The following is a 23,203-nucleotide window of genomic DNA, read 5'->3' as shown; positions in this document are numbered from 1 at the left end:
AAATGTCGCAAACTCAGGTAACATGGATGTTAGGTTGAGGTAACAAGGAGTGGACGGCGTGAATAATTTGACCCCTGGTTTTATCGTGGCACATGGTCACCGGTTGGAGGATCTGACCGAAGTTGCCGTGAAGTTCACTCAGAACTACCCGTTGGCGCCACTCGAACAAGAAACGGTGTTGGTGCAAAGCAACGGTATTGCCCAGTGGCTGAAAATTAATTTGGCCAATGCCAGTGGCATCGCCGCAATGGTCGACGTTACCCTGCCCGCGCGGTTTCAATGGCAAGCGTATCGCGCAGTACTGGGTGATGACATTCCCAAAACCTCGCCGTTTGATAAAGACCGGCTGACCTGGCGCATTCTGCGTCTGTTACCGTCGCTGGTCGAGCAACATGCCAGCTTTGCGCCGTTAGCCCATTATCTAGAGAACGATGAGGACGGGCGAAAGCTGTATCAGTTAAGTGAGCGACTGGCTGATTTATTTGACCAATATGCGGTGTATCGAGCCGACTGGCTGGATCAATGGGTTTCTGGTAAAGATTATTTAGATCATGAACAACAGGTACCGACGGAGCAACAGTGGCAACCTGAGTTGTGGCGAGCGCTGAGCAACGACATCGGTATTGAAGATTACTGGAATAACCGAGCCGAACTGCATCGGCGTTTTGTCGAGACCGCAAAATCGTTGCCAACCCGCCCGCCCGCGTTACCACCGCGTATCATTGTTTTTGGTATCTCATCGTTGCCGCAGCAAGTGTTAGAAGTGCTGGACGCGCTGAAAGGCTACACACAGATTTTATTATGTGTACACAACCCCTCTCAATTCCACTGGGCAGACATTGTTGATGGCAAAGAGGCGCTGCGGGAGGCAGTTAAGGCTGCCAGCCGACTGAAGCAGAAAGATGCGTTAGCAGATGATATTAACGATGATGAGTTACATCAGTTGGCCCAACCGCTACTGGCATCCTGGGGTAAACAGGGTCGCGATTATATCCGGTTGCTGGATTTATATGACGAAACTCTGGAAAAACAGGAACAATTTAATAACGTCAAGCTGGAGCTGTTTGAGGCTCATGATAGCCATCATCTATTGGGCCAGTTACAGGACGATATTCTTAATTTGCGGCCGTTGCATGAAACTCAGCAACAGTGGCCACGACCGGCCCGTTCGGATCGGTCAATACAGTTTCATGTCTGTCATAGTCCGCAGCGTGAACTGGAAGTGCTGCACGATCAGTTACTGGACGCATTTGCCCGCGACCCCGACCTAAAACCGCGCGATATCATGGTAATGTTGCCCGACGTCAATACCTACGCACCCTATATTGACGCGGTGTTTGGCCGTTATCACCGTCAACAGGGCGAGCGTGACCCGCGCGCAATTCCGTACACCATTGCTGATCAGGGAGAGCGTCATCAACGGCCACTGATGATTGCGCTCGAGTTGCTGCTGCAAGCCGATCAACTGCGGTTTTCGCAAACAGACTTGTTTGATCTTTTGGCGGTACCTGCGGTGCAACAGCGCTTCGGTATCGATGACAGTGACCTGCCGTTGCTAAAACGGTGGGTGCAGGATGCCGGCGCTCGCTGGGGCTTGAGTGCGGAGCAGCGGGCACCATTCTTTATGCCAACGGATGCGCACACCAACAGCTGGTGGTTTGCATTGAAACGCATGATCAGTGGTTATGTCCTTGGTGATTCCGCTAGCGCTGATCCATGGATGCAGATCGAACCCTACAGCGAAGTAGCGGGTTTGTCCGCTGAGTTAGCAGGACGTTTGGCTGATGTTATTCGCACACTGGAAGACTGGTGGCGGCGAGCCACCCAGAAACAAACGGTGCAGCAGTGGGTTGAACAGAGCGAATGGTTGCTTCAGCACTTTTTTGCCGCTGACGAAGACGCTGACCGATTGTTGCTTGCCCGCCTACAACGGGAGCTGTTCGAATTAAATGACATCATCACAGAAGCTGAAAATACGACCGAAATTGAGCTGACGATTTTTAAAGATGCGTGGTTGGCTCGGGTCGATCAGCAAAACCTAAATCAGCGGTTTTTAGCCGGTGCGGTTAATTTCGCTACCCTCATGCCGATGCGGGCGATTCCTTTTAAGTACGTCTGTGTACTGGGCATGAACGAAAGTGAATACCCACGTTCGACGTCACGTGTCGACTTTGACTTGATGACTGATCGCTATCGTCCGGGAGACCGTTCCCGCAGAGACGACGACCGTTATCTGTTTTTGGAAGCTTTGTTATCCGCTCGGCAAAGTTTTTATGTCAGTTGGGTGGGGTTCAGCGTAAAAGATAACAGCGAACGCACGCCTTCGGTGCTGGTAGCGCAGTTACGCGATCATTTGGCGCAGGGCTGGCGCATCCCTATCGAACAGCTAACGACCGTGCACAAACTACAAGCGTTTAACCCCGCCTATTTCTCGGCAGTGGATGCGGATTCAGAAGCGTCGCTGTTCAGCTATGCCTCCGAGTGGGTGAGTGCACACCGGGGCCAAGTCGCCACAACCGGGCAACTAAGGCTGCGTGAGCGCACCGAACGAGAGTTATCACTGACGGATATCGGGCGTTTTATCAAAGAGCCGCCGCAGCTCTACTTTAACTGGATGCTTGATACGTATTTTCATATCCAGCAAGAAAGCCTGCTGGACAGCGAAGCCTTTAATCTCGACGGTTTGGCCAACTGGGCGTTAACGTCACGGTTGTTGGAGGCCGGTAAATCGGCATTGATCGTTGATGAAGCGGGTGTCGAGGCGGCACTGAATAATGAAATACACAAAATGCAACGCGAAGGACAACTGGGTGTCGCTGCTGTTGCCCATCTTAATGCCGCTGATTTGTTGACGCAGGCGACGGATATCCTGACCGTTTATCAACAGGTGGTCGCCGACTACCCGCACGTTAATGAGCAACCGATTGAAGTTCGGTACCAGGCGGCAGGCCTGACCATCGATGATACCGTGAATGGTGTACATCATAATGGCCAGGGCGATCGTGTTTGGGTGGCAACGTCGAGCAGCAGTATTGTTTCGAATAATGGTAAAGGAGTAACCCCGAATGGTTGGAAGCATGCGGTTACTTATTACCCCGGCTACCTATTACTAAACATGCAGCAACCTACCCGTTTATTGTTGATCTCTAAAGGAGGCTGCCAGATGACCGTCGGGGCGCTGGACAGGGCTCAGGCCGAGCAGCAGTTACAACAGTTACTCACGTTGATGAGTGATGCCATCAGCGAGCCACATCCCATGCATTGGCAGTTGGCATTTTGCTGGCTGAATGCTCGTGAAAGCTTCGATAATAACGAAGATAAAGCTCACCAGGCCGCAGGCAAACTCTACGAAGAAGGCAACTATAACGACGCTGCGCTGATCACCGCTAGCGATTACTGTTCTCGAGTAGCGAAAAGTTACCAACAACTAAAAGACTCACCGATGTTTCGTCGTTTTATGGATGAACTTTATGAGCCCATTCGGCTTACGTTGGTCAAGGAGGGCAGCTGATGAGCCATTTACTGTCGAATCCGATGGATTTTCCGTTGTACAGCAGTCGTCTGATTGAAGCCAGTGCCGGAACCGGAAAAACCTACACGATCGCTGCGCTGTTTGTGCGGCTGGTGATTGGCCATGGTAGCGAAGAAACCGCCTTTGCGCGGGAACTGATGCCGAAAAACATCTTAGTGATGACATTCACCAAAGCGGCAACAGAAGAACTGAGTGATCGCATACGTGAACGTCTGGCTGAGGCTGCAAGCTATTTCCGCGACCCGGACAGTATAAAAGACGATCCCTTTCTCATCAGTTTGCGCGACGACTGTGTTGCTCAGGGTCATAATCTTAAGCATCTGGCTCGGTTGCTGGATTTAGCCAGTCAATCGATGGATGAAGCCGCGGTCAAAACCATTCACGGCTGGTGTCAGTCGATGCTAAAAGAGCATGCGTTCGCCAGCGGTAGTTTGTTCAGCCAGAGCGTTGAAACCGATGATGAGGCATTGCGACTGCAGGCGGCGGAAGATTACTTCCGGCGTTTTATTTACCCGGCCGATGCCGACAGCGGGCAACGCTTGTTGGCGACCTTCAATACACCGGAAGCGTTGCTGGCGCTTAGTCGGAGTGCTGGCAAAGGGGGGTCAGTTCAGGCGAGTGCCGATGTGGTGTCGTTATTGAATCAATCGGAACAAGGGCATAGACAACGGATTGCTGCGATTAAACAGGAGTTTGAGCCGATCTTCGCTGAATTGGTTGATAAAACGGCTCAGGTGAGTGGTACAAAAACCAAACTTGGACAATTTCAGAAGTTTCTCGACTGGTGTCGAGGCGATGATATCGACGACAAGCTGTTTACCGACGCCAACCGCAAAAACATCTCGACGGCGGAGCTGACAAGTTTTGCCGAGAAGAAACTCGGCGGTATGCAGCCGCAGTGGCAACGGTTGTCGCAATTTATTGAGCAAATTAACGCAAGTAAAGCACAGCAACAACAGGAGTTGGCTGCCGTTAAACAACACGCGGCTAACTGGGTTAACGAACGCTTTGCAGAGTTGCAACGACAACGGGCTGAAATGGGCCATGATGACATGCTGACGCGCTTGCGGGATGCTCTGAAAGGGCCAAGCGGTGAGGCGCTTGCCAGTGCCATTCGGGCGCAGTACCCCGTGGCCATGGTGGATGAGTTCCAGGACACCGACCCGGTCCAGTATGAGATATTTAACCGCATCTATCGGTTGGCGGAGCCCTATCCTGAAACGGGTATTTTCCTCATCGGAGACCCGAAACAGGCCATTTACAGTTTTCGTAACGCGGATATTTTTACTTACCTTAAAGCACGTCGTGATACAGCCGGCCGCCATTATAATCTGGCGAAAAACTTTCGGTCATCACAGGCCATGGTGGACAGTGTTAATGCGTTGTTTGAAAAAGCTGAGCAGCAACCCCGCGGCGCGTTTTTATTCAAAACCGAGCAAGACAACGAGTTACCGTTTTACTCCGTGGCCGCTAATGGTCTGAAAAGAACCTTTAAACACTGTTTGCTGTCGTCGCAGTTAAAAACCGCGCCGGCATTACTCTGGTCGGTGTCGAATGAGGAAAAGCGTAACAAAGACACGCTCTTTAATGCCGCGGCAAATCATCATGCCAACATGATAGCGCAATTGCTTAATGATCCGCAGGCCGGCTATTACGACGCCGATGATGCCTTGGTTGAACGCGTTAAGGCCGGCGATATCGCGGTATTGGTGAATAATTTTAATGAAGCCAATACGATAAAAAGAGCGCTGCATGAGCGCGGCCTGAAAAGTGTATATTTGTCAGATCGGGAATCCGTGTTTGCTCAGCGAGTGGCTAAAGACTTGTTTTATCTGGTCAGCGCCTGTGCCGAACCGCGTAATCCAGACCGTATTCGTAGCGCATTAGCTTCGCAGCTTGTGGATTTATCCTTTAGTGAGTTGAACTTTATCCACAGTGATGAGCAGGAATGGGAGCAACGTGTTGAACAATTTCTGAGTTACCATGAGCAGTGGCAGCGTCAGGGGCTGTTGGCCATGTTGCACCGCTTGTTGCACGATTTTCACATTCCTGCACGGTTGCTGGCCGACCGCATTAATGGTGAAAGGCAGTTGGCGGATGTTCTTCATATTGCGGAATTGTTGCAACAGCAAAGCCTGCTGCTGGATGGTATGCCGGCGCTCGTCAATTATTTTGCCGAGCAGATCAATGAACGTCATGGCTACCAAGCCAACAGCCGCACGCAGGCCGATGAGCAGCAACTCCGGCTGGAAAGTGACGATGCGTTAATAAAAATTGTCACCATCCATAAGTCGAAAGGTCTTCAATATCCGTTGGTGTTTATGCCATTTGTTGCCTACACCAAGCCGGACAGTCACCGGATAAAAACGCCGGCCAGTTATCACGATGAAAACGGTGAACTGCAGACGCTGTGGACTGCTGAAGGCGACGGTAAACAGCGGTTGAGTGATGAAATTCTGGCGGAGGACATTCGCAAAATCTATGTTGCCGTTACCCGCGCGCAGTACGCCACGTTTATTGCGCTGGAGAAAACCAAAGACCACAACGTTAATCCGTTGTTCTACTTGCTCAATGGCGGCGCCCCGATCAGCGAGCCATTGTATCAGGTCGTTAACCAGCACTGGCAGCAAAGCCCACACACGGCGGTAACGCACCTGACTGAAGATGAACCCAAAGTACAGGTAATGGTCAGCCAGGAGGGCATGGCGGAATTGAGTGCGCGGCAGATGCCGCCGGGGCGCCGAATGGAGCATTGGTGGGTGGCGAGTTATAGCGCCCTGTCTCACAGTAGTTCAGCAGCAGGCCCTATACCGGCGCCGCAAACTCCGGACGAAATGAACCAACGTGATGAGCGTGAAGAGGAAGAACGCGAGACGCCAGCCAGCGTCAGTCAGCCGAGCGCCGACAGTATTCATCATCTGCCGAAAGGTGCGGGGCCGGGAACCTTCTTGCACAACCTGTTGGAGGAGTCTGCCAAGCTCGGCTTTGATCACGTTGCGACCGATGCAACGGCGCGTCGTGCCCTGATCGATCGTTTTTGTGTTACTGAATATTGGCGGGCGCATACCGACAGCCTTGACGCGTGGCTTGCCGCCTATTTACAGCAGCCCTTTGCCATTGATGGTGACGCTCATACAGTGAGTCTGCAACAATTGCGTACTTATAAAGCGGAACCGGAATTCTGGTTCGGCGCCGACAGTGTGAGCACGTTGCAACTGGACAAGTTGGTTAGCCAGTTTATTCAGCCCGGCTTTAACCGACCGGCGCTGGATAACAACCGCATCAACGGCATGCTAAAAGGCTTTATTGATCTGGTATTTGAGCATAACGGACGCTATTACGTTGCCGACTACAAATCGAACTGGCTGGGTGAAGACGATAATGCCTATAGCCTGGAAGCGATGCGCGAGAAAATACTCAGCAGCCGTTACGATCTTCAGTACGTCATTTACACACTGGCGTTGCACCGGCTACTAAAAGCCCGTATCGGTGAGGAATACGATTACGACACCCATGTCGGCGGTGCCGTATATCTGTTTTTGCGGGGGCATCGCGCAGCCACTGCCGGTGCCTTCTTTGACCGCCCCGCGCGGGCATTAATTGAAGCCTTAGATGAGTTGTTTGCCGGCCAGGAGGTGAGTCATGACTGATACATTGGTACCGACGCTGGAAGATGCGCTACAGCAATGGCGCGATGCCAACTGGATCCGGTCGATTGATGTCGCTTTGGTCGAGCTGTTGCAGCAAGCCGGAGAGCAAAATCCGGCAGTGCTCTTAGCCTCCTTATTTGCATCCCATCAGGTCGGGCGCGGCCATACCGTGTTGCACTTGAACGCCCTGGCTGAAAACCCCAATCATACGCTCGCCTTGCCGCCGGTTAACAACACCGCCGGCGACTGCGTCACACCCGCAGAGCTGTTAGAGCAGTGCTGGCCAAAGGCCGAACCCAGTGTGCTTGAGTCGACACTCTGCGTCGATACGACAGGAGAAGGTCAGCAGCCTTTGGTGCTGATAAATGATCAGCTTTATCTGCGCCGTTACTATCTTTATGAGCGCTTTATCGAGGCAGATTTGAAGCAGCGCATGGACGATGAGCCGGTGGTCAACGAAGAATTGTTGCAACAGACACTGGCGCTGCTGTTTGCGTCCTCCGCCGACGATAAAATTAATTGGCAACGGCTGGCCTGTGCTAATACCGTTAAACACCGGTTTAGCGTTCTGACCGGCGGGCCAGGTACTGGTAAAACCTATACTGTTGTGCGTTTGCTGACCGCTCTGCAACATCAAACCTTAAAACTGGGGCTGCCACCACTGCGGATTTCACTGGCCGCGCCGACCGGTAAAGCGGCCGCTCGTTTGCGAGAGTCGATCGAAGCCGAACTGAAAAGCCTCAAAGACACCTCCGCGCTGGCCAGTTTAACGGCAGCGTTTGACGCGATTACGCCAAACGGCAAGACACTGCACCGACTCCTCGGAGTAATGCCCAACTCGCGCCAGTTTAAGCATAACGAGCGCAATCCACTGCGCACCGACGTGGTCATTGTTGATGAAGCCTCGATGATGGACATCGAAATGATGGTGGCGCTGCTTAAGGCTACGCCAAAGCACGCACGATTAGTGTTAATCGGAGATAAAGATCAGCTTGCGTCGGTAGAAGCCGGTGCGGTGCTGGGTAATCTGTGTGCCGGAGCGGATCAGGGTCATTACCATCCCTCTACTGTCAGTTGGCTGGAGCGGGTGGCGCAGAGTCCGTCATTGCCTCGGGAGTTTATCGATGCGGACGGTCCGCAACGTTTACAGCATGTCGTGATGTTGCGTGAAAGCCGGCGTTTCTTTGGGCCGATTGCCGATTTGGCAAACGCCATAAACTATCAGCAACAGGAACAAATTACTGAAGAGCTGGCGAAGGCGGGTCGAGCCGAGTCTGATTACCCGGTTCGGGTGCTCGACATAGACAGCCTTGATGCACCGGAATTTAAACAATTAGTACGAGACGGAATACCGCGACTGCGGCGTGACGATTTCGACAGCTTTGACGACTATGTAAAAGCCACGCTGGACGCCAATACCCAGTTCCAGATACTCACAGCGCTGCGTGAAGGGCCGTGGGGAATGAAAGCAGTAAACCAGAAGGTTGGTGAAATACTGGGTGTGAACGCCAACAGTTGGTACGACGGGCGCCCGGTAATGGTGACCAAGAACGACTACGGATTAAAACTAAACAACGGCGATATCGGAATCGCTTTTGCCGACCCGGAACACGGACATTTGCGGGTTGCCTTCCCCGACGACAGCGACAACACGCAGACCGGTAAAAGCGGCATTCGCTGGGTGCTCCCCAGCCGCTTAACCCATATCGAAACCGTTTACGCCATGACCGTGCATAAATCGCAGGGCTCCGAGTTCAAACACACCGTGATGGTGTTGCCCGACCACGACACACCGGTGATGAGCAAAGAGCTCCTGTACACCGGTATCACCCGGGCAAAAGAACGGTTGAGTTTGGTGGGGAATAACCTATTCAGTCAGGGAGGCAAGCGTGTCTGACTTGCACCGAGGCCTCTATGATTTGCTGCAAACCTCAGCAGTTAAACAAGAGCTTTCAACTCAGGATGAAAATCTCGTTGCTGATCTAGAAAACCTAAATGTTGAACGTAGTCATGAACGATTAGTGGACGCCTTAACCGATCAGTTATCTCAGTTACTAGCAGCCGTCGGTGAGGGTGAAAGGCTTTCAGATAACGATAAGCTTTTGGCTCAAGTCGACTTATTGAATAATCTACTCAAGTACGCGCGGCAGCAGCTAAAAGAGAATACTGCAGAAGCACTTATCGACGAAATCGCTGCACCACCAAAGGTGTTACGCTCGATTTATCGCCAAGGCGAGCAGCCCGACTTGCCTCAAATTGGCTTATCGCAGCCGTGGCTATTTACTGCGGGCAAAGACTCACCAGCGTTACTCAACGAATTAATCTCAGAGCTCTCTAGCTGTGATCACGTCGATATTTTAGTGAGTTTTATCACGGTTTCTGGTGTTCGGAAAATTTACGACATACTAAAGCAAATTACCGCAGCCGATGCTGATGGCCATAGTAAAACATCCATTCGAGTGCTGACGACAACTTACATTGGCGCAACAGAGAAAAATGCGTTGGATATGTTAGCCCGACTCCCGAATTGTGAGGTGCGCGTATCATTAGATGGGCGCCGAACGCGACTGCATGCGAAAGCTTGGATGTTTGAGCGAAAAACCGGGTTCGGCAGTGCTTATGTTGGTAGTGCGAATTTATCGGGTGCAGCTTTAATGGGAGGCTTGGAGTGGACGGTTAAGTTTACCGAACACGGGCAACAAAACTTGTATGAACGTGCCAAAGCACATTTTGAAACGTTGTGGGAAGACGGTGAGTTCCAACCGTATGATCCGAACGACAGTCAACATGTCGCGGCATTGAGAGATGCGTTAAGCCGGGAGTCTGGTGGGAGAGCTTTACCTGAGCATGTCACTACAACCTTCTTCGATATCACACCCAAACCGTTCCAGGCGGACATTCTTGAACAGCTAGATAATGAGCGTGCCCACGGGCGCTTTAAAAACCTACTGGTAGCGGCAACGGGCACTGGGAAAACCGTTATGGCCGCCTTTGACTACCGACGTATTTGTGAGCGGGAAAAAGGACAGCCGCGACTACTTTTTATCGCCCACCGCGAGGAAATTTTAAGCCAGTCGCTGACTACATATCGACAAATTCTAAAAGACGCAAACTTTGGCGACTTGCTGACAGGGCGTCACGAACCTAAGCAATATGATCATGTGTTTGCGACGGTGCAGAGTGTTCGTTCGCAAAAGCTGTTAGAGCGTTACCCTGAAAATCACTGGCACGTTGTAGTGGTTGATGAATGCCACCACATAGCGGCGCAAAGTTTTGATGAGGTTGTTTCACGCGCAAAGCCTAAATATTTGTTGGGTCTGACGGCTACACCTGAACGAGCAGATAATAAAAATATTTTAGCCTATTTTGATGCTCGTCCCGATGGTTCGCCATCGGTACAAATGCGTTTATGGAATGCGCTTGATCAGCAGCTACTTGCACCATTTGAATACTATGCGTGTGACGACGGCCAGGATTACCGGAACGTTAACTGGAAAAATGGCGATGGCCGTAGCGACCTTCACGACATCCTCTCTGCGAATGATGCTCGTGCACGTAACGTGGTGAGGGCTTGGGATGAAGTCGTTAACAATATAAAAGAATCTCGCGCGCTGGCTTTCTGTGTCGACGTTGATCACGCGCGTTTTATGGCCAAAAAGTTTAACGAAGCGAATATTCCAGCGGCATTGATTTATGGGGAAAGCTCACGTGAGGAACGGGTGTCTCTGCCGAGAAAATTAGCGAATAAAGAAATTAACGTGCTAGTTACGGTCGATCTATACAACGAAGGTGTTGATTTGCCTTTTGTCGACACACTGTTGCTATTAAGACCAACGCAAAGCGTCACGCTGTTTCAGCAACAAATTGGTCGAGGGCTTCGCCTCCACCCAGAAAAGGAAAGTTGTTTAGTACTCGATTTTATCGGCCAACATCGAGCGGGCTTTCGTTTTGATGTGCTGTACAGTGCAATAACAGGATTAACCCGTAAAGAAGTTTACGACGGTGTGAATAATGGTTTTGGCAAGTTACCAAGTGGTTGCTACTTGCAGCTTCAAAAGGAAGCGCGTGAATCGATATTGGGAAGCCTGCGTCAGGCGATCAATCAGCGTTGGGATCAACTGCGCAATGAGTTGAACCACTTCGCTCGAATAAAAGGTAACAATAACGTCTCGTTATCAGAGTTTATCAGTGAACAGCAGCTGGAACTGACGGATGTTTACCGTGGAAATGGTAATAAAACCGGCTGGACCAATTTAAAGCGTGCAGCTCAGTTGATTGCTGGCGATGCGACGGAGCAGGAAACCTACCTAAGCAAACGCTTTACGAGCCTACTGCATATTGATGATTCTGATTATCTGCAACTCATTCAAAAAGCGACAAGTGGCGATTTAAGTGACGCTTGGACGAGTATCGATAAGCAATACGCGCAAATGTTGGCTTATCAAATTGATCACCAGAACGAGCGCGTGGGTAGCGGTGTTGAGTTTATTGAAGCCTTGAAGCAGGAACCTGAAGCTCTCACTGAACTCAATGAACTTACGCGTTTATTAGATGCTAAAACAAACTATGTTTTTGAGCCTTTGCCTGGGCTCGAAGATACACCTTTGAAACTTCATGCGTCTTATCAAATACGTGAAATTTTGACTGCAGTTGGCTTTTTGAATGAGCAGGAACGTCGAGTATTTCGAGAGGGCGTACTCCGTTTTCAAGATAAAAAGCTTGAGTTGTTGTTCGTGACGCTGGATAAAGCTGACGCAGTACACGAAGGTGTTGCCTACAATGACTACGCGATCAGTCGAGAGAAGTTCCATTGGCAGTCACAGAATACGGCTTCTCCAAATACGCCTACCGGGCGTCGCTATATCGAGAGCAACACCAATGGTTGGCAGTTCCAGCTTTTTGTTAGAGAAAACAAGCAATCAGCTTATAAAGCCTGCGGGCCAGTGACTTTTATTAGCAGCCATGGTGAAAGGCCTATGAATGTGACTTGGAAACTCGAGAACAAATTGCCTACTAGGCTTTATCAATCGTTTAATATTTTGCGATAAGGTTGAGTGAAAGAAGACCAGAGGGTTAGCTTTAGTCTTTAAAATGGTGCTAAAATTTACACAATACTTCGTAACCCACTGATCTAATGACTATTTATCTGAAAGCCTTCAGCTTCTTATGTGTCTTTTTATTCTGCGCTTCAGCTCAAGCCGCAGAAACCTTACGGATTGACTCCAAACTCATTAACGAAACCGTCACGGCACGTGTTGTACTCCCAGAAAGCTATCACCACTCCGACAGCTTTGAGTATCCGGTAATGCTGGTCATGGACGGCTCGACGCAATTCGAGCACATTGCGGGTAACGTTAATTTCTTAAGCACGTTTTCGATTGTGCCGGAAATGATTGTGGTTGGGGTGAGTGCCAAAAGCCGCATAAAACACTTTACTCATACCGAACTAGAAGGCTATGAGGGGCGCTCTGGTGGTGCTGAGCTTTACACGCGGTTCTTGAAAGACGAACTGTTGCCTAAGCTAAAAGAGCAGTATCGAATTTCGCCTTATACGCTGCTTACCGGGCATTCGCTGTCGGGACTTTATACCAGTTACCTGGCGACTCATCATGCGGGTTTTATCAATGCGTCAATATCGGTGAGCCCAAGTTTATGGTGGGATGATTTTGCGCTTATCAACGATATAAAGACGGCAGAACAACAAGCAGAAAAGTCGCCGGTGCGCTGGTTTGTCAGCATGGCGAATGAGCCTAATGAAATGGCTGATGGTTATCAGCGTTTAATGAATGTGCTAGCGGAAAAATCCGAAAGCGTTTTTGACTGGGAGTCTCAGCAGTTTCCTGAGGAAACCCACGACAGCACACCATTGATTGCTAACGTTGAAGGGCTTAAATCAATTTTTCGCGGCTACAACGCTGTGCCGAATATCGAAATTAAGTCGCTGGAACAGTTACAGGCTTACTATGGCAATTATCAAAAGACGATGGGTTACAAATTCCCCATGTCGGTGCATCAGTACAATGTTTATGGTTTGAAAGCGGCCTATGAAGGTAAGTTGGAATGGGGCACCGAGATCCTTGAGAAAGGCGTCGAGGTGTTCGGTCAGTCAGAAATCCTTTGGGACAGTCTGGCTACAGTGTATTCAATGAATGATGACACGGAAAGTGCGTTTCAGGCATCGAATAAGGCGTTAAAGCTGGCTCGTCAACATCAGTCAAAATACCTCAGTGAAATCGAAGCACAAAATGCTGATTTGAACGGTTGTAATTGATAACACTTCAATCGAAAGTCTATTGATTAAACCCGCCGCAGTACGTCCAATATCCCCTGGTGTCGGGCTTTTTGATCGGCGGGCACGTTAAAGTATTCGTTAGCTTTTACCCGTTCTTCCCAAACGTTTACAAAGTCCATTGGCTCGCTGGGATCGACTTGTTGTGATTCAGGAGCATGAGTTTTATAGAGGTGCGTTTTCACGAACTGAAAGCTCATGCGGCTGCTTCGTGGAGGTCTTTTGCCAACAAACTCATATCATCAGGGAGATAGCCCGAGGGTTGTATTTATTGGCAATTTCCGTGGGACTGCTGTTGCTGTTAACGGAGGACTGACTTGAATTACCTTCCTCAGTTTGACGGCGCATGGCTTCCTCAAACAATTGATCACGGGCTTTAATCAGGCTTTCAAGCTTGTCTTTTTCGTCTTTTGTCAGGTTAGGCTTACTCTCCAGCTCTTCGATTTTCTGCTCTATTGCTTCAAGTTGTTCGGTGTCCACACCCATGCGGTTAAGTACCAAACTGCGGTAGGCTTTATCGATAAAGGTGTCATCATTGCCAAGTTTCGCTTTTCTCGCCTCCGGTGCTGGCGGCTGCTCGGCCTGACGGGTCTGTTGTGATGAACTGGTTTGGTTCGTTGCTGTGTTCAGTAATGTGCTGACGTTCATATTCTCCTCCTAGTGTTTTAGCGGCAAAAACGGCAATGACTTGCCGAGATTATTGGGTATTGGATTACTATGAGTTAACCCAGCAAGGGATGTGCCAGTTCATTTGAACTTTCACTGGGCAAACGGCTGAAAATTTGTTTTGCTGTGGGGTAGTTATTTTCAATCTAGTGCCACTATGAATAAAACGATGCACCAACGCCGTTCAGGAAAGACCACACCGTTTAATGCCGCCACACCCGACAGTGATGCACAGCGTGACCGTGCCCGGATCATCCATTCATCGGCGTTTCGCCGGCTGCAGTCGAAAACTCAGGTACTGGGTGTCGGCGATAACGATTTTTATCGCACGCGGTTAACGCACTCGATGGAAGTGGCGCAAATCGGTTCTGGAATTTGTGAGCATTTAAAGCAAAAGTACGCAAATAACTTGACCGTTTCGCAGCAGATACCCTCATTTTTCCAAATTGAAGCGACATGTTTGGCGCACGACTTAGGGCATCCGCCGTTTGGGCATGGCGGCGAGGTGGCACTGAACTATCACATGTTTGGTTATGGTGGTTTTGAGGGTAATGGGCAGACGCTGCGCATTTTAAGTAAGTTGGGCGAGTACTCGGATAAGCATGGGCTGGATGTGACCCGGCGCACGCTGTTGGGTGTGCTCAAGTATCCGGTGATGCACAGCGAGGTGCAGTCGACCGAGTTAGGCCATGATGCCCCGTTGCCGGCGTTTAAACCGCCTAAGTCGATTCATGATGACGAAGAAGACGTCATAAACTGGATTTTATCCGAGTTTTCGCCTCAGGATCGCGACACATTTCGGGCAATTGATGATCAATCCGGCAAGCGGCGCGCACAGTTTAAAGCTTTCGACACGTCGATCATGGAGCTGGCAGACGATATTTCTTACGGTGTGCATGATTTAGAAGACGCGTTGGCGCTGGGATTAGTTACCGAGCGACAATGGCGCGAAGATGTATTGCAACAAGCGCATGAAGACAGTCCCCTGATAACCGATGGGAAGTTTTATAACGACAAACTGTTCTCGCCGGACAGCCGCGATCGCAAACATGCCATTAGTAAGCTCATTGGCTATTTAGTGCCGCAGATAGTTGTCGAACGACAGCAACAGTTTGAGCACCCACAACTGGATTTACAGGCAACGTTGCCTGCCGACGTTGAACATACGCTCGAGTTATTGAAGCGGTTTGTTTTCAAGCATGTGATTCGCAGTGCTGATGTAAAAGCTATGGAGTTTAAAGGCCAACGCATCATTATGGCGCTGTTTGAAGCATTGAGTGATGCGCCCGAGCAGTTACTGCAACCATCAACATTGCAAAAGTACCAGCAAGCAACGAATCCAAAACGCGTTATCTGTGACTACATATCGGGCATGACAGACCACTACGCTCGTAAGCAATTCAACCAATTATTTGGTACTGGAGCATAACGGCAATGACCATTTATTGGATGCTGCTTTTGGCTTGGGGCGCTGGTTTGATGGCGTTACTTGGCGGTGTAATTGCTCATATTGAAGGTTCTGCGAATACTACCGGTAAGCGCGAACTCGTACATGGTATTACTGCCTTTGGTGGCGGTATTTTGATGGCCGCTGTGGCGTTTGCGTTGGTGCCGGAGGGCATGAAAGAGCTAAACGAGTGGCAGCTCGCATTGATGTTCGCATTAGGCGGGGTGAGTTTTGCGATTGTTGATGCGTATCTTGCTAAACATGGAGGGCATGTCGCCCAATTTATGGCAATGTTGCTGGACTTTTTACCCGAGGCGATATCGTTGGGAGCACTATTCGCTGCAAGTCCCAATACTGCCATTTTGCTGGCGGTGTTTATTGCAGCTCAGAACTTGCCGGAGGGCTTCAACGCCTATCGCGAGTTACGCTTTGCTCAGTTAAAAGCAAAAACAGCGTTGGTTGGTTTATTCGGTGTGTCATTATTTGGTCCGTTGGCTGCTTTGCTTGGCTATATTTGGTTACGCGACGCGCCGGAGGTTACCGCAACCATCATGAGTTTTGCTGCGGGCGGTATTCTCTATTTGGTATTTCAGGATATAGCACCACAAGCGCGGATGCGGCGTCATTGGACACCTTCGCTAGGAGCCGTTTTAGGCTTTATTGTGGGGATGCTGAGTAAGCAGTTATTGGGATAAGCAGGAGGTAAAGCGATGATTAATCCACATCTTCTACGTTGCGTTGCGCTGGCGGAAGAGGCACTTAAAGCAGGTGATGCGCCGTTTGGTTCGGTGTTGGTCGATGAAAACGGTAACGTGTTAAAAGAAGACCGGAATCGTGTGAATAGTGTGGATAGAACCTACCATCCCGAGATTGAGCTGGCGCGTTGGGCGGCTAAAAATCTGACACGAGAGCAGCGCCGAAATACCATCATGTATACTTCTGGTGAGCACTGCCCTATGTGCTCTGCTGCCCATGGTTGGGCTGAGCTAGGTAAAGTAATTTATATTCATTCGACTGAACAGCTGACCCAGTGGCATAAGGAATTTGGTTTAGGAGAGTCTCGTGTGAGTCAGCTTCCGATTAAGGATATCGCACCGGAAGTTGAAGTCGAGGGCCCAGTCGATAACTTACTGCCCCGAATGTATCAACTGCACAAAGCTTATGTAGCAGCCGAGAAAAGTTAGCGGTAAGCCGATCTTGGTTCGTTCACTGAACTTTGCCCGTTGCGGGCGAGTCATCAAATTGCTATAACTGCGCGCAAATTTATTAGCCCGAAAATCTTATGAAGCAGTCGTCCGATACCGTTGTTATGGTGCGTCCGCACCACTTTAGGTCGAACCCGGAAACATTAGCTGATAACACCTTTCAGTCGGTGTCGCAGGCAAATGATGTGGCGCAAAAAGCCTATGACGAAGTGACTGATGTGGCCAATACGCTGCGGGAGCAAGGCATCACGGTTCATCTGTTTGAGGATGAAACTACTTACACACCGGATTCGGTATTCCCTAATAATTGGTTTAGTACTCATGCGTCTGGTGAATTGGTGCTGTATCCGATGTTTAGTAATAACCGCCGTAAAGAGCGCCGCGCCGACATCATTGAGTTTCTGCAAAGCCGCTATAAGTACTCAACTACGCTAGATCTCTCCGGTTTAGAGCAAAAAGAACAGTTTTTAGAGGGAACGGGGGCGATTGTCTTCGACCATCAGGCTAAATTGGCTTATGCGGCGCGTTCTAAACGAATGCACGAAGCAGCGTTGAATTCGCTGTGCGAACGTCTGGGTTACCAGCCCGTGGTTTTTGATGCAAGTAACAGCGCCGGCACGCCGGTTTACCACACCAATGTTATCATGGCGGTGGGTACCGAATTTGTCATGGTAGCACTTGATATGATTGAGGAAAAAGCACGGCAACGCGTTATTACTGCGATTCAGCACAGCGGTAAAGCGTTGATTGAGCTGAGTGAAACACAGATCGCGCAGTTTGCTGGTAATACGTTGGAATTAGATGCCAAAAACGGCAAGTTGTTAGCATTATCAACCACGGCTGTCGAAGCGCTGACCAATGAACAAAAAATCCATTTAGCGCAGTGGGTTAAGTTGGTGCCAATGCCAGTCCCCACCATAGAATTAGGCGGTGGCTCCATTCGCTGCATGCTGGCACAGGTGTTCAAGCCAGCATAAACCACTTTTATAAAATTAATTGATAATATTATTTGACTTTATATTTAAAGCGCGTAAAGTGGGCGGCGTTGGATAAGAAACAGTTAGTTAAACACTCCTCTACGTTGCATTATTAGAAGTAATCGTCTCGTCCTGTAGTTTTAAGTTTCACATTTTTTACCCCGCACGATCATCGGCGTCGAGATTGTCTCGGTCCGGTACTTATATATTTTAAAATTTTCAGGATATGATTATGTCTAATTCAGTAAACGGTGTTGTTAAGTGGTTTAACGAAGCAAAAGGTTTTGGTTTCATCGAGCAGCAAGGTGGCGCAGACGTATTTGCTCACTTTAGCGCTATCGTTAGCGATGGTTTTAAAACGCTGACCGAAGGCCAACGCGTTTCTTTCTCAGTAACCCAGGGTCCTAAAGGTCCTCAAGCTGAGAACATCCAAGCGCTGTAATGCGTCTGGACTAGCTTTTAAGTAAGCAAAAATTATGAAGAGCAGCCCACGGGCTGCTTTTTTTGTGTCTGAAATTCATCATAAAACTCTTTAGAATGGTATGATACATTGATACCAGGAGCACAACGTGACGCAAGCTCTGACAACCCTTATCTGTCCGCTCGACGGTACCGCGCTGAGCTTACATGAACGCAGTTGGCGCTGTCCCGACGGTCACAGTTTCGATGTGGCAAAGCAGGGCTACGTTAATTTACTGCCGGTACAGAACAAACGGTCGAAAGACCCCGGAGACAGCAAAGCGATGGTGCAGGCGCGCCAGCGTTTTCTGGCGCGGGGGACTTATCAACCGCTGGCGCAGGTGATAGCAGATGCCGTGCTAGAAACTGGCGAGCAGAGCTTGCTGGATGCTGGCTGTGGCGAAGGGTATTACTTACGCCATATTATTGATGGTGCTGAGCAGGTGTCGACGGATGTAACGGTTGCGGCACTGGATATTTCCAAGTGGGCCGTGCAGGCAGCGGCAAAGCAGGACAAGCGTATTAGCTGGCTGGTGGCGTCAAATAATTCGATTCCATTGGCTGATCATAGCGTCGATACCCTGTTGTGCGTATTTGGGTTTCCGGTCAGTGCGGAGTTTAAGCGGGTGTTGAAGCCCGGGGGGCGTCTATTGATGGTGGATCCTGCACCGCACCATCTCATCGAGTTAAAGCGGATCATTTATCCAGAAGTTAAGACTAAGGCAGACGATTTGCCCGTTAGTTCTGCTGAGTGGGCACTTAGCTCGGAGCAACGGCTGACATTCACCGTAGAATTGACGGATAACGACAGTATCCAGGATTTGTTGATCATGACCCCGCACCTCTACCGTAGTAGTAAAGAAGGTCGTGAACGCGCCGGTCAACTTGATAAGTTGTCGCTGACGGCCGATATCTGGGTCAGAATATTTACCGCCAACTGAGGCCGCCTTGCGATGCGCGTTACTCTGCTATCCAGTGTTACTGCAATTGCTCAGAGCGACTGGGATAATTTGGTCGGTCGTTGTTATCCGTTTATGCGCTATGGATTTTTTCTGGCGCTGGAACAGGGCGGAAGTATTGGTCAACAGCGAGGCTGGTTGCCGCAATACGCCGTGGTCTATGATGACTCGAATCGGCTGATCGCAATAATGCCCTGGTTTAAAAAGACCCATTCTTACGGTGAGTATCTGTTTGACTGGGCGTTTGCTGAAGCGTTTGAGCGTTACGGCTTACGCTACTATCCCAAGCTCATCAATGCGATTCCGTTTACGCCGTGTCAGGGGCCGCGATTGGCAGTTGCCAAGGGCATCAATACTGGCGAGGTGCTGATGCGTATCGAAGCGGCGTTAGCCAAAGCGCACGATGTCAGCAACATACAATGTTTATACGTTGAGTCGGATTTCAGTGCCGTGCTGGAAGCACAGGGCTGGTGGCAACGGTTTGATATTCAGTTTTTGTGGCAGAATCGAAGTTACCGCTGTTTCGATGACTTTCTGGCAACGCTGGTGTCGCGCAAACGGAAATCGATCCGTAAAGAGCGCCGCCAGGTCACTGAGCAGAATATAGAACTGCGTACATTGCACGGTGAGGAACTGGATGCGGAATTTTGGCAACAGTTGAGTGTGTTTTACCAACGCACCTACCTAAAACGGTCGGGTCACGGAGGTTACCTGACGCCCACTACATTGCGGCTTTGGGGCGAGCAATTGACACCATACATCGTTGTGTTTGCGGCGTATCAAGATGGCATTCTGGTCGCCGCGTCATTGTGTTTTAAAGGTTCTGATACCCTTTACGGCCGTTACTGGGGCTGCCGACAGGAACTGGAGTTTCTGCATTTTGAAGCCTGTTATTATCAGGGCATCGATTATTGCATCAAACAGGGTCTGCGCTACTTTGATGCCGGCGCACAGGGGGAGCATAAATTGCATCGAGGCTTCGAACCGGTGCTGCGTGAGGGCTTTTATCGCTTCGCGGAATCGCCGTTAAACGACGCGATTGCCGATTACTGTCTGCAAGAGCGCCGTGCTTTGCGTGAGCATTTACACACATTACACGGTTATACGCCTTATAAACAGCCGGATCAGTAAAGAGGCCATACCCACATGATTAACACCAGTGCAACCGCGCACACTAACAGTGACAACGGCAGACCGAGTTTCCAGTAGTCGCTGAAACTGTAACCGCCCGGCCCCATGACGAGAATATTAGACTGATGCCCTATCGGTGTTAAAAACGGCACTGCCGCGCCTATTGCAACGGCCATCAGGAAGGGGTCGATGCTAGCACCAAAGCTGTTGGCCATACTGATCCCAATCGGTGCCATCAGCACCGCGGCAGCGGCATTATTGACGATATTTGAGAGGATCAGAGTGACTAACAGCAGTAAGCCGACGGCAATAAATTCAGGCGAACCATCACTGAGAACCAATACCGCATTGGCGATGGTGTCCGCGGCACCACTGCGCTCTAAAGCGCTCCCCAGAGGTATGGTTGCGCCCAACAACACGATGATGGGCCAATCGATGCTGTCATAAAGCTCGCGCAAGGGCAGGATATTGGTCAGTACCATTAACCCGGCGGCAAGCGAAAAGGCAACCGGAACGGATAATAACCCCAGGGCTGCAGCTACGATGGTGCTGACAAAAATACCCAGCGGCAGCAGTAGTTTTTTGCTAGAGCCGATACGCAGGCTCCGTTGTGCCAGCGGAAAGCAGCCAAATCGTTGGAATACGTCGTTCAATGTTTCTGCATCGCCCTGCAGCAACAGGACATCACCGGGTTTAAAGCGGATGTTGGCTAATACCGTGCCGAGCTTTTGTCCCTGCCGGGCGACACCCAGTACGTTAATGCCGTACCGGCTCCGCAGGCGGATGTCGCCGGCAGAGCGGCCAATAAGGCGTGAATCGTGGCCGACAATCCCTTCGAGCACCGTGATGTCATCGGATTTTAAAAAGCGGTCATCGATTTCCTCGTCGGCGTTAAGCTCAAGGCCGGTGCCATCAATGACTTGCTGAATGGTTTCAGCGTTTGCTTCTACAATCAGTACGTCGTCGGCTTTAAGCCGTAAATAACGGGCGGGGGCTGACCAGCGTTGTTCGCCGCGTTGCAGTGCTACAATCACGAAATCGTCTTCGCTGCGGTTTTCCAGCTCGAATAACGTTTCGCCGATAAAACTCGATTTTTCGGGTACGTAAAGCTCGGTCAAATAACTACTGACATCGTATAAGGATTGCGACTTACTGCGTCCGGATTTCGCCGGCACCAGCCATTGACTGAGCAGCCACATGAACAGCAAGCCGGCTACTGCAATGCCGAGCCCTACCGGGGTAAAATCAAAAATACCGAAGGCATCACCAACGGTGTCGCGGCGGATGTCCGAAATAATAATGTTGGGCGGTGTACCAACCATGGTAATAGCACCGCCGAGCAGCGAGCCAAAAGCCATCGGCATCAGCAATTTAGACGGATTGTTACCACTGTTTTGGGCAAGTTGCAGGGCAACCGGGATCATGATGGCCATGGTACCGGTGTTGCTGATGAAGGCCGAGCAGACCGTTGTGACAGAGGTTAATGCCACCAGTTGCAGAAACCCATTTGAACCGATGTTTTTCATCCAGCCGGCAAGCGCGTCGACGACGCCGGAGCGCCACAACGCCTGACTGATGATTAAGACGGCGGCCACGGTAATAACGGCCGCGTTACCAAAGCCACTGAATACCTCACTGGTGGGAACCAGACCGAGCACAGCAGCCGTTAATAGCGCCATCATAGCGACCAGATCGTAACGCCACTTATCCAGCACCAATAAAATTAACATAGCGATCAAAATACCGCCGATGAGCCACTGATCCAGCATCTGGTTTTGTTCCTAATGATGTTTAATCGTCAGATTACACAGTTGTTTTACGTTGTACTAGCACCAGAGTTTAACTATACCTAATAGAAACGTTCACAAGAGGAGCGAACGAATGAAACAGCTTACCTGTTCTGCATTATCGACGGCGAGTCTGGCGCTGTTAATGAGTGTGCCAGCGCTAGCGGACGATCACCGTGGTTTGGCAACGGCCGAGATACAAGAATGGAAAGTGCCGTGGGAGGATTCCCGTCCGCGGGATCCTTGGCTGCACGAGGGGACGGTCTGGTTTGTCGGTCAGTCAGGCAATTATGTAGCGACATTGAATCCAGAGTCCGGTGAGTTTAAACGCTATGAAATCCCCGAGGGAGCACACCCACATACGGTTATCGTTGACGATCGCGGAGCTTGGTATGCCGGCAACCTTGATGAGCACATCGGCCTGGTGAATCCGGAAAACGGTGAGGTAAAACGTTTCGAGTTGCCGGGAGCCGGTACCAAAGACAGTCACACCATGGACTTCACCAGCGATGGTGATATTTATTTTACGGTACAAAACGGTAATCAGCTCGGCTTTCTCGACACAGAAAGTGAGCAAATTATGCTGTGGGATGTGCCCACCGACAGTGCCCGTCCCTATGGCCTCATTGTCGAGAATGACAAACCCTGGGCAACATTATTCGGTACCAACAAGTTGGCAACCATCGACAAAGGTCAGCTTAAAGAAATCGAACTTGATCGTGAAGACAACCGTCCTCGTCGCCTGGGTATGAGCAGTGATGGTGTGATTTGGTACGTTGATTATAATCAGGGCTACGTTGGGTCGTACGATCCACAAACCGGCGAAAATAACGACTGGCGAGCGCCCGGAGAAATCAATTCACGACCTTACGGGATGGCAATCGACAAACGTGATGACGTGTGGTTTGTGGAAACGGGTATGCAACCAAACCGGTTGGTGGGTTTTGATACCGACAGCAAAACGTTCTCCGAGCCCATGCCTATCCCCAGTGGCGGTGGCACCATTCGCCATATGTATTACGATGAAGCCAGCGACGCCATCTGGTTTGGCACGGATGTTGATACGGTAGGGGTCGTTAGGTTAACCCCTTAAACCAGGCG

The 23,203-nt window shown here is 50.2% G+C and carries 16 protein-coding genes; 13 read left to right on the top strand and 3 right to left on the bottom strand.

Annotated features, from left to right (window positions below; translation table 11 throughout):
- The first annotated feature begins 58 nt into the window (after positions 1 to 58).
- From recC to CWE23_RS12270, 5 genes are all read left to right on the top strand, one after another.
- Complete coding sequence (gene recC / locus CWE23_RS12290; RefSeq protein ID WP_126820411.1) at positions 59 to 3,511, top strand: exodeoxyribonuclease V subunit gamma; 3,453 nt, start codon at positions 59 to 61, stop codon at positions 3,509 to 3,511.
- Complete coding sequence (gene recB, locus CWE23_RS12285; RefSeq protein ID WP_126820410.1) at positions 3,511 to 7,182, top strand: exodeoxyribonuclease V subunit beta; 3,672 nt, start codon at positions 3,511 to 3,513, stop codon at positions 7,180 to 7,182. Before recC ends, recB begins: the two co-directional genes overlap by 1 nt.
- Positions 7,175 to 9,079: an exodeoxyribonuclease V subunit alpha gene (gene recD, locus CWE23_RS12280; RefSeq protein WP_126820409.1), complete on the top strand. Its 1,905-nt coding sequence runs from the start codon at positions 7,175 to 7,177 to the stop codon at positions 9,077 to 9,079. Before recB ends, recD begins: the two co-directional genes overlap by 8 nt.
- A complete protein-coding gene (locus CWE23_RS12275) occupies positions 9,072 to 12,230 on the top strand; it encodes a DUF3427 domain-containing protein (RefSeq protein WP_126820408.1) in 3,159 nt (1,052 codons plus the stop codon). Before recD ends, CWE23_RS12275 begins: the two co-directional genes overlap by 8 nt.
- A gap of 86 nt (positions 12,231 to 12,316) precedes the next feature.
- Positions 12,317 to 13,453: an alpha/beta hydrolase gene (locus CWE23_RS12270; protein WP_126820407.1), complete on the top strand. Its 1,137-nt coding sequence runs from the start codon at positions 12,317 to 12,319 to the stop codon at positions 13,451 to 13,453.
- 26 nt (positions 13,454 to 13,479) lie between these two features.
- Here the strand turns inward: CWE23_RS12270 and CWE23_RS13915 are convergent, their stop codons facing one another.
- A complete protein-coding gene (locus CWE23_RS13915) occupies positions 13,480 to 13,671 on the bottom strand; it encodes a hypothetical protein (protein ID WP_241970638.1) in 192 nt (63 codons plus the stop codon).
- A 34-nt stretch (positions 13,672 to 13,705) separates the two neighbouring features.
- The gene (locus CWE23_RS13910) at positions 13,706 to 14,119 is read right to left on the bottom strand and encodes a hypothetical protein (protein ID WP_241970637.1); all 414 of its coding nucleotides are present in this window, start codon (positions 14,117 to 14,119) and stop codon (positions 13,706 to 13,708) included.
- A 175-nt stretch (positions 14,120 to 14,294) separates the two neighbouring features.
- On the opposite strand from CWE23_RS13910, the gene CWE23_RS12260 reads away from it, so the two are divergent.
- The 7 genes from CWE23_RS12260 (at position 14,295) to CWE23_RS12230 (ending at position 20,315) form a co-directional block, all read left to right on the top strand.
- On the top strand, positions 14,295 to 15,566 hold the full coding sequence (locus tag CWE23_RS12260) for an anti-phage deoxyguanosine triphosphatase (RefSeq protein ID WP_241970636.1): 1,272 nt from the start codon (positions 14,295 to 14,297) through the stop codon (positions 15,564 to 15,566).
- Positions 15,567 to 15,571: 5 nt separating this feature from the next.
- Positions 15,572 to 16,279, top strand: a complete 708-nt coding sequence (locus tag CWE23_RS12255; RefSeq protein ID WP_126820406.1) for a ZIP family metal transporter — start codon at positions 15,572 to 15,574, stop codon at positions 16,277 to 16,279.
- A gap of 15 nt (positions 16,280 to 16,294) precedes the next feature.
- Positions 16,295 to 16,768, top strand: coding sequence for a nucleoside deaminase (locus tag CWE23_RS12250; RefSeq protein ID WP_105307556.1), 474 nt, complete (start codon positions 16,295 to 16,297; stop codon positions 16,766 to 16,768).
- 98 nt (positions 16,769 to 16,866) lie between these two features.
- Positions 16,867 to 17,766 (top strand): citrulline utilization hydrolase CtlX, encoded by a 900-nt coding sequence (ctlX, locus tag CWE23_RS12245; protein ID WP_241970635.1) that lies wholly within the window; start codon positions 16,867 to 16,869, stop codon positions 17,764 to 17,766.
- Between the two features lie 232 nt (positions 17,767 to 17,998).
- Complete coding sequence (locus tag CWE23_RS12240; protein WP_105307555.1) at positions 17,999 to 18,208, top strand: cold-shock protein; 210 nt, start codon at positions 17,999 to 18,001, stop codon at positions 18,206 to 18,208.
- Between the two features lie 127 nt (positions 18,209 to 18,335).
- Positions 18,336 to 19,166: a putative RNA methyltransferase gene (locus CWE23_RS12235; RefSeq protein WP_126820405.1), complete on the top strand. Its 831-nt coding sequence runs from the start codon at positions 18,336 to 18,338 to the stop codon at positions 19,164 to 19,166.
- Positions 19,167 to 19,178: 12 nt separating this feature from the next.
- Positions 19,179 to 20,315, top strand: a complete 1,137-nt coding sequence (locus tag CWE23_RS12230) for a GNAT family N-acetyltransferase (RefSeq protein WP_126820404.1) — start codon at positions 19,179 to 19,181, stop codon at positions 20,313 to 20,315.
- Here CWE23_RS12230 and CWE23_RS12225 read toward each other — a convergent pair.
- Entirely contained in the window at positions 20,309 to 22,084 is a 1,776-nt protein-coding gene (locus tag CWE23_RS12225) for an SLC13 family permease (protein ID WP_105307552.1), read from the bottom strand. The genes CWE23_RS12230 and CWE23_RS12225 overlap by 7 nt on opposite strands.
- A 112-nt stretch (positions 22,085 to 22,196) precedes the next feature.
- Between CWE23_RS12225 and CWE23_RS12220 the strand changes: the two genes are divergently transcribed.
- The gene (locus CWE23_RS12220) at positions 22,197 to 23,195 is read left to right on the top strand and encodes a Vgb family protein (RefSeq protein WP_126820403.1); all 999 of its coding nucleotides are present in this window, start codon (positions 22,197 to 22,199) and stop codon (positions 23,193 to 23,195) included.
- Positions 23,196 to 23,203: the final 8 nt, after the last annotated feature.

The sequence above is a fragment of the Idiomarina aquatica genome, assembly GCF_003987185.1.
Lineage (GTDB): Bacteria > Pseudomonadota > Gammaproteobacteria > Enterobacterales > Alteromonadaceae > Idiomarina > Idiomarina aquatica.
This window is presented reverse-complemented; position numbering and strand designations above follow the sequence as displayed.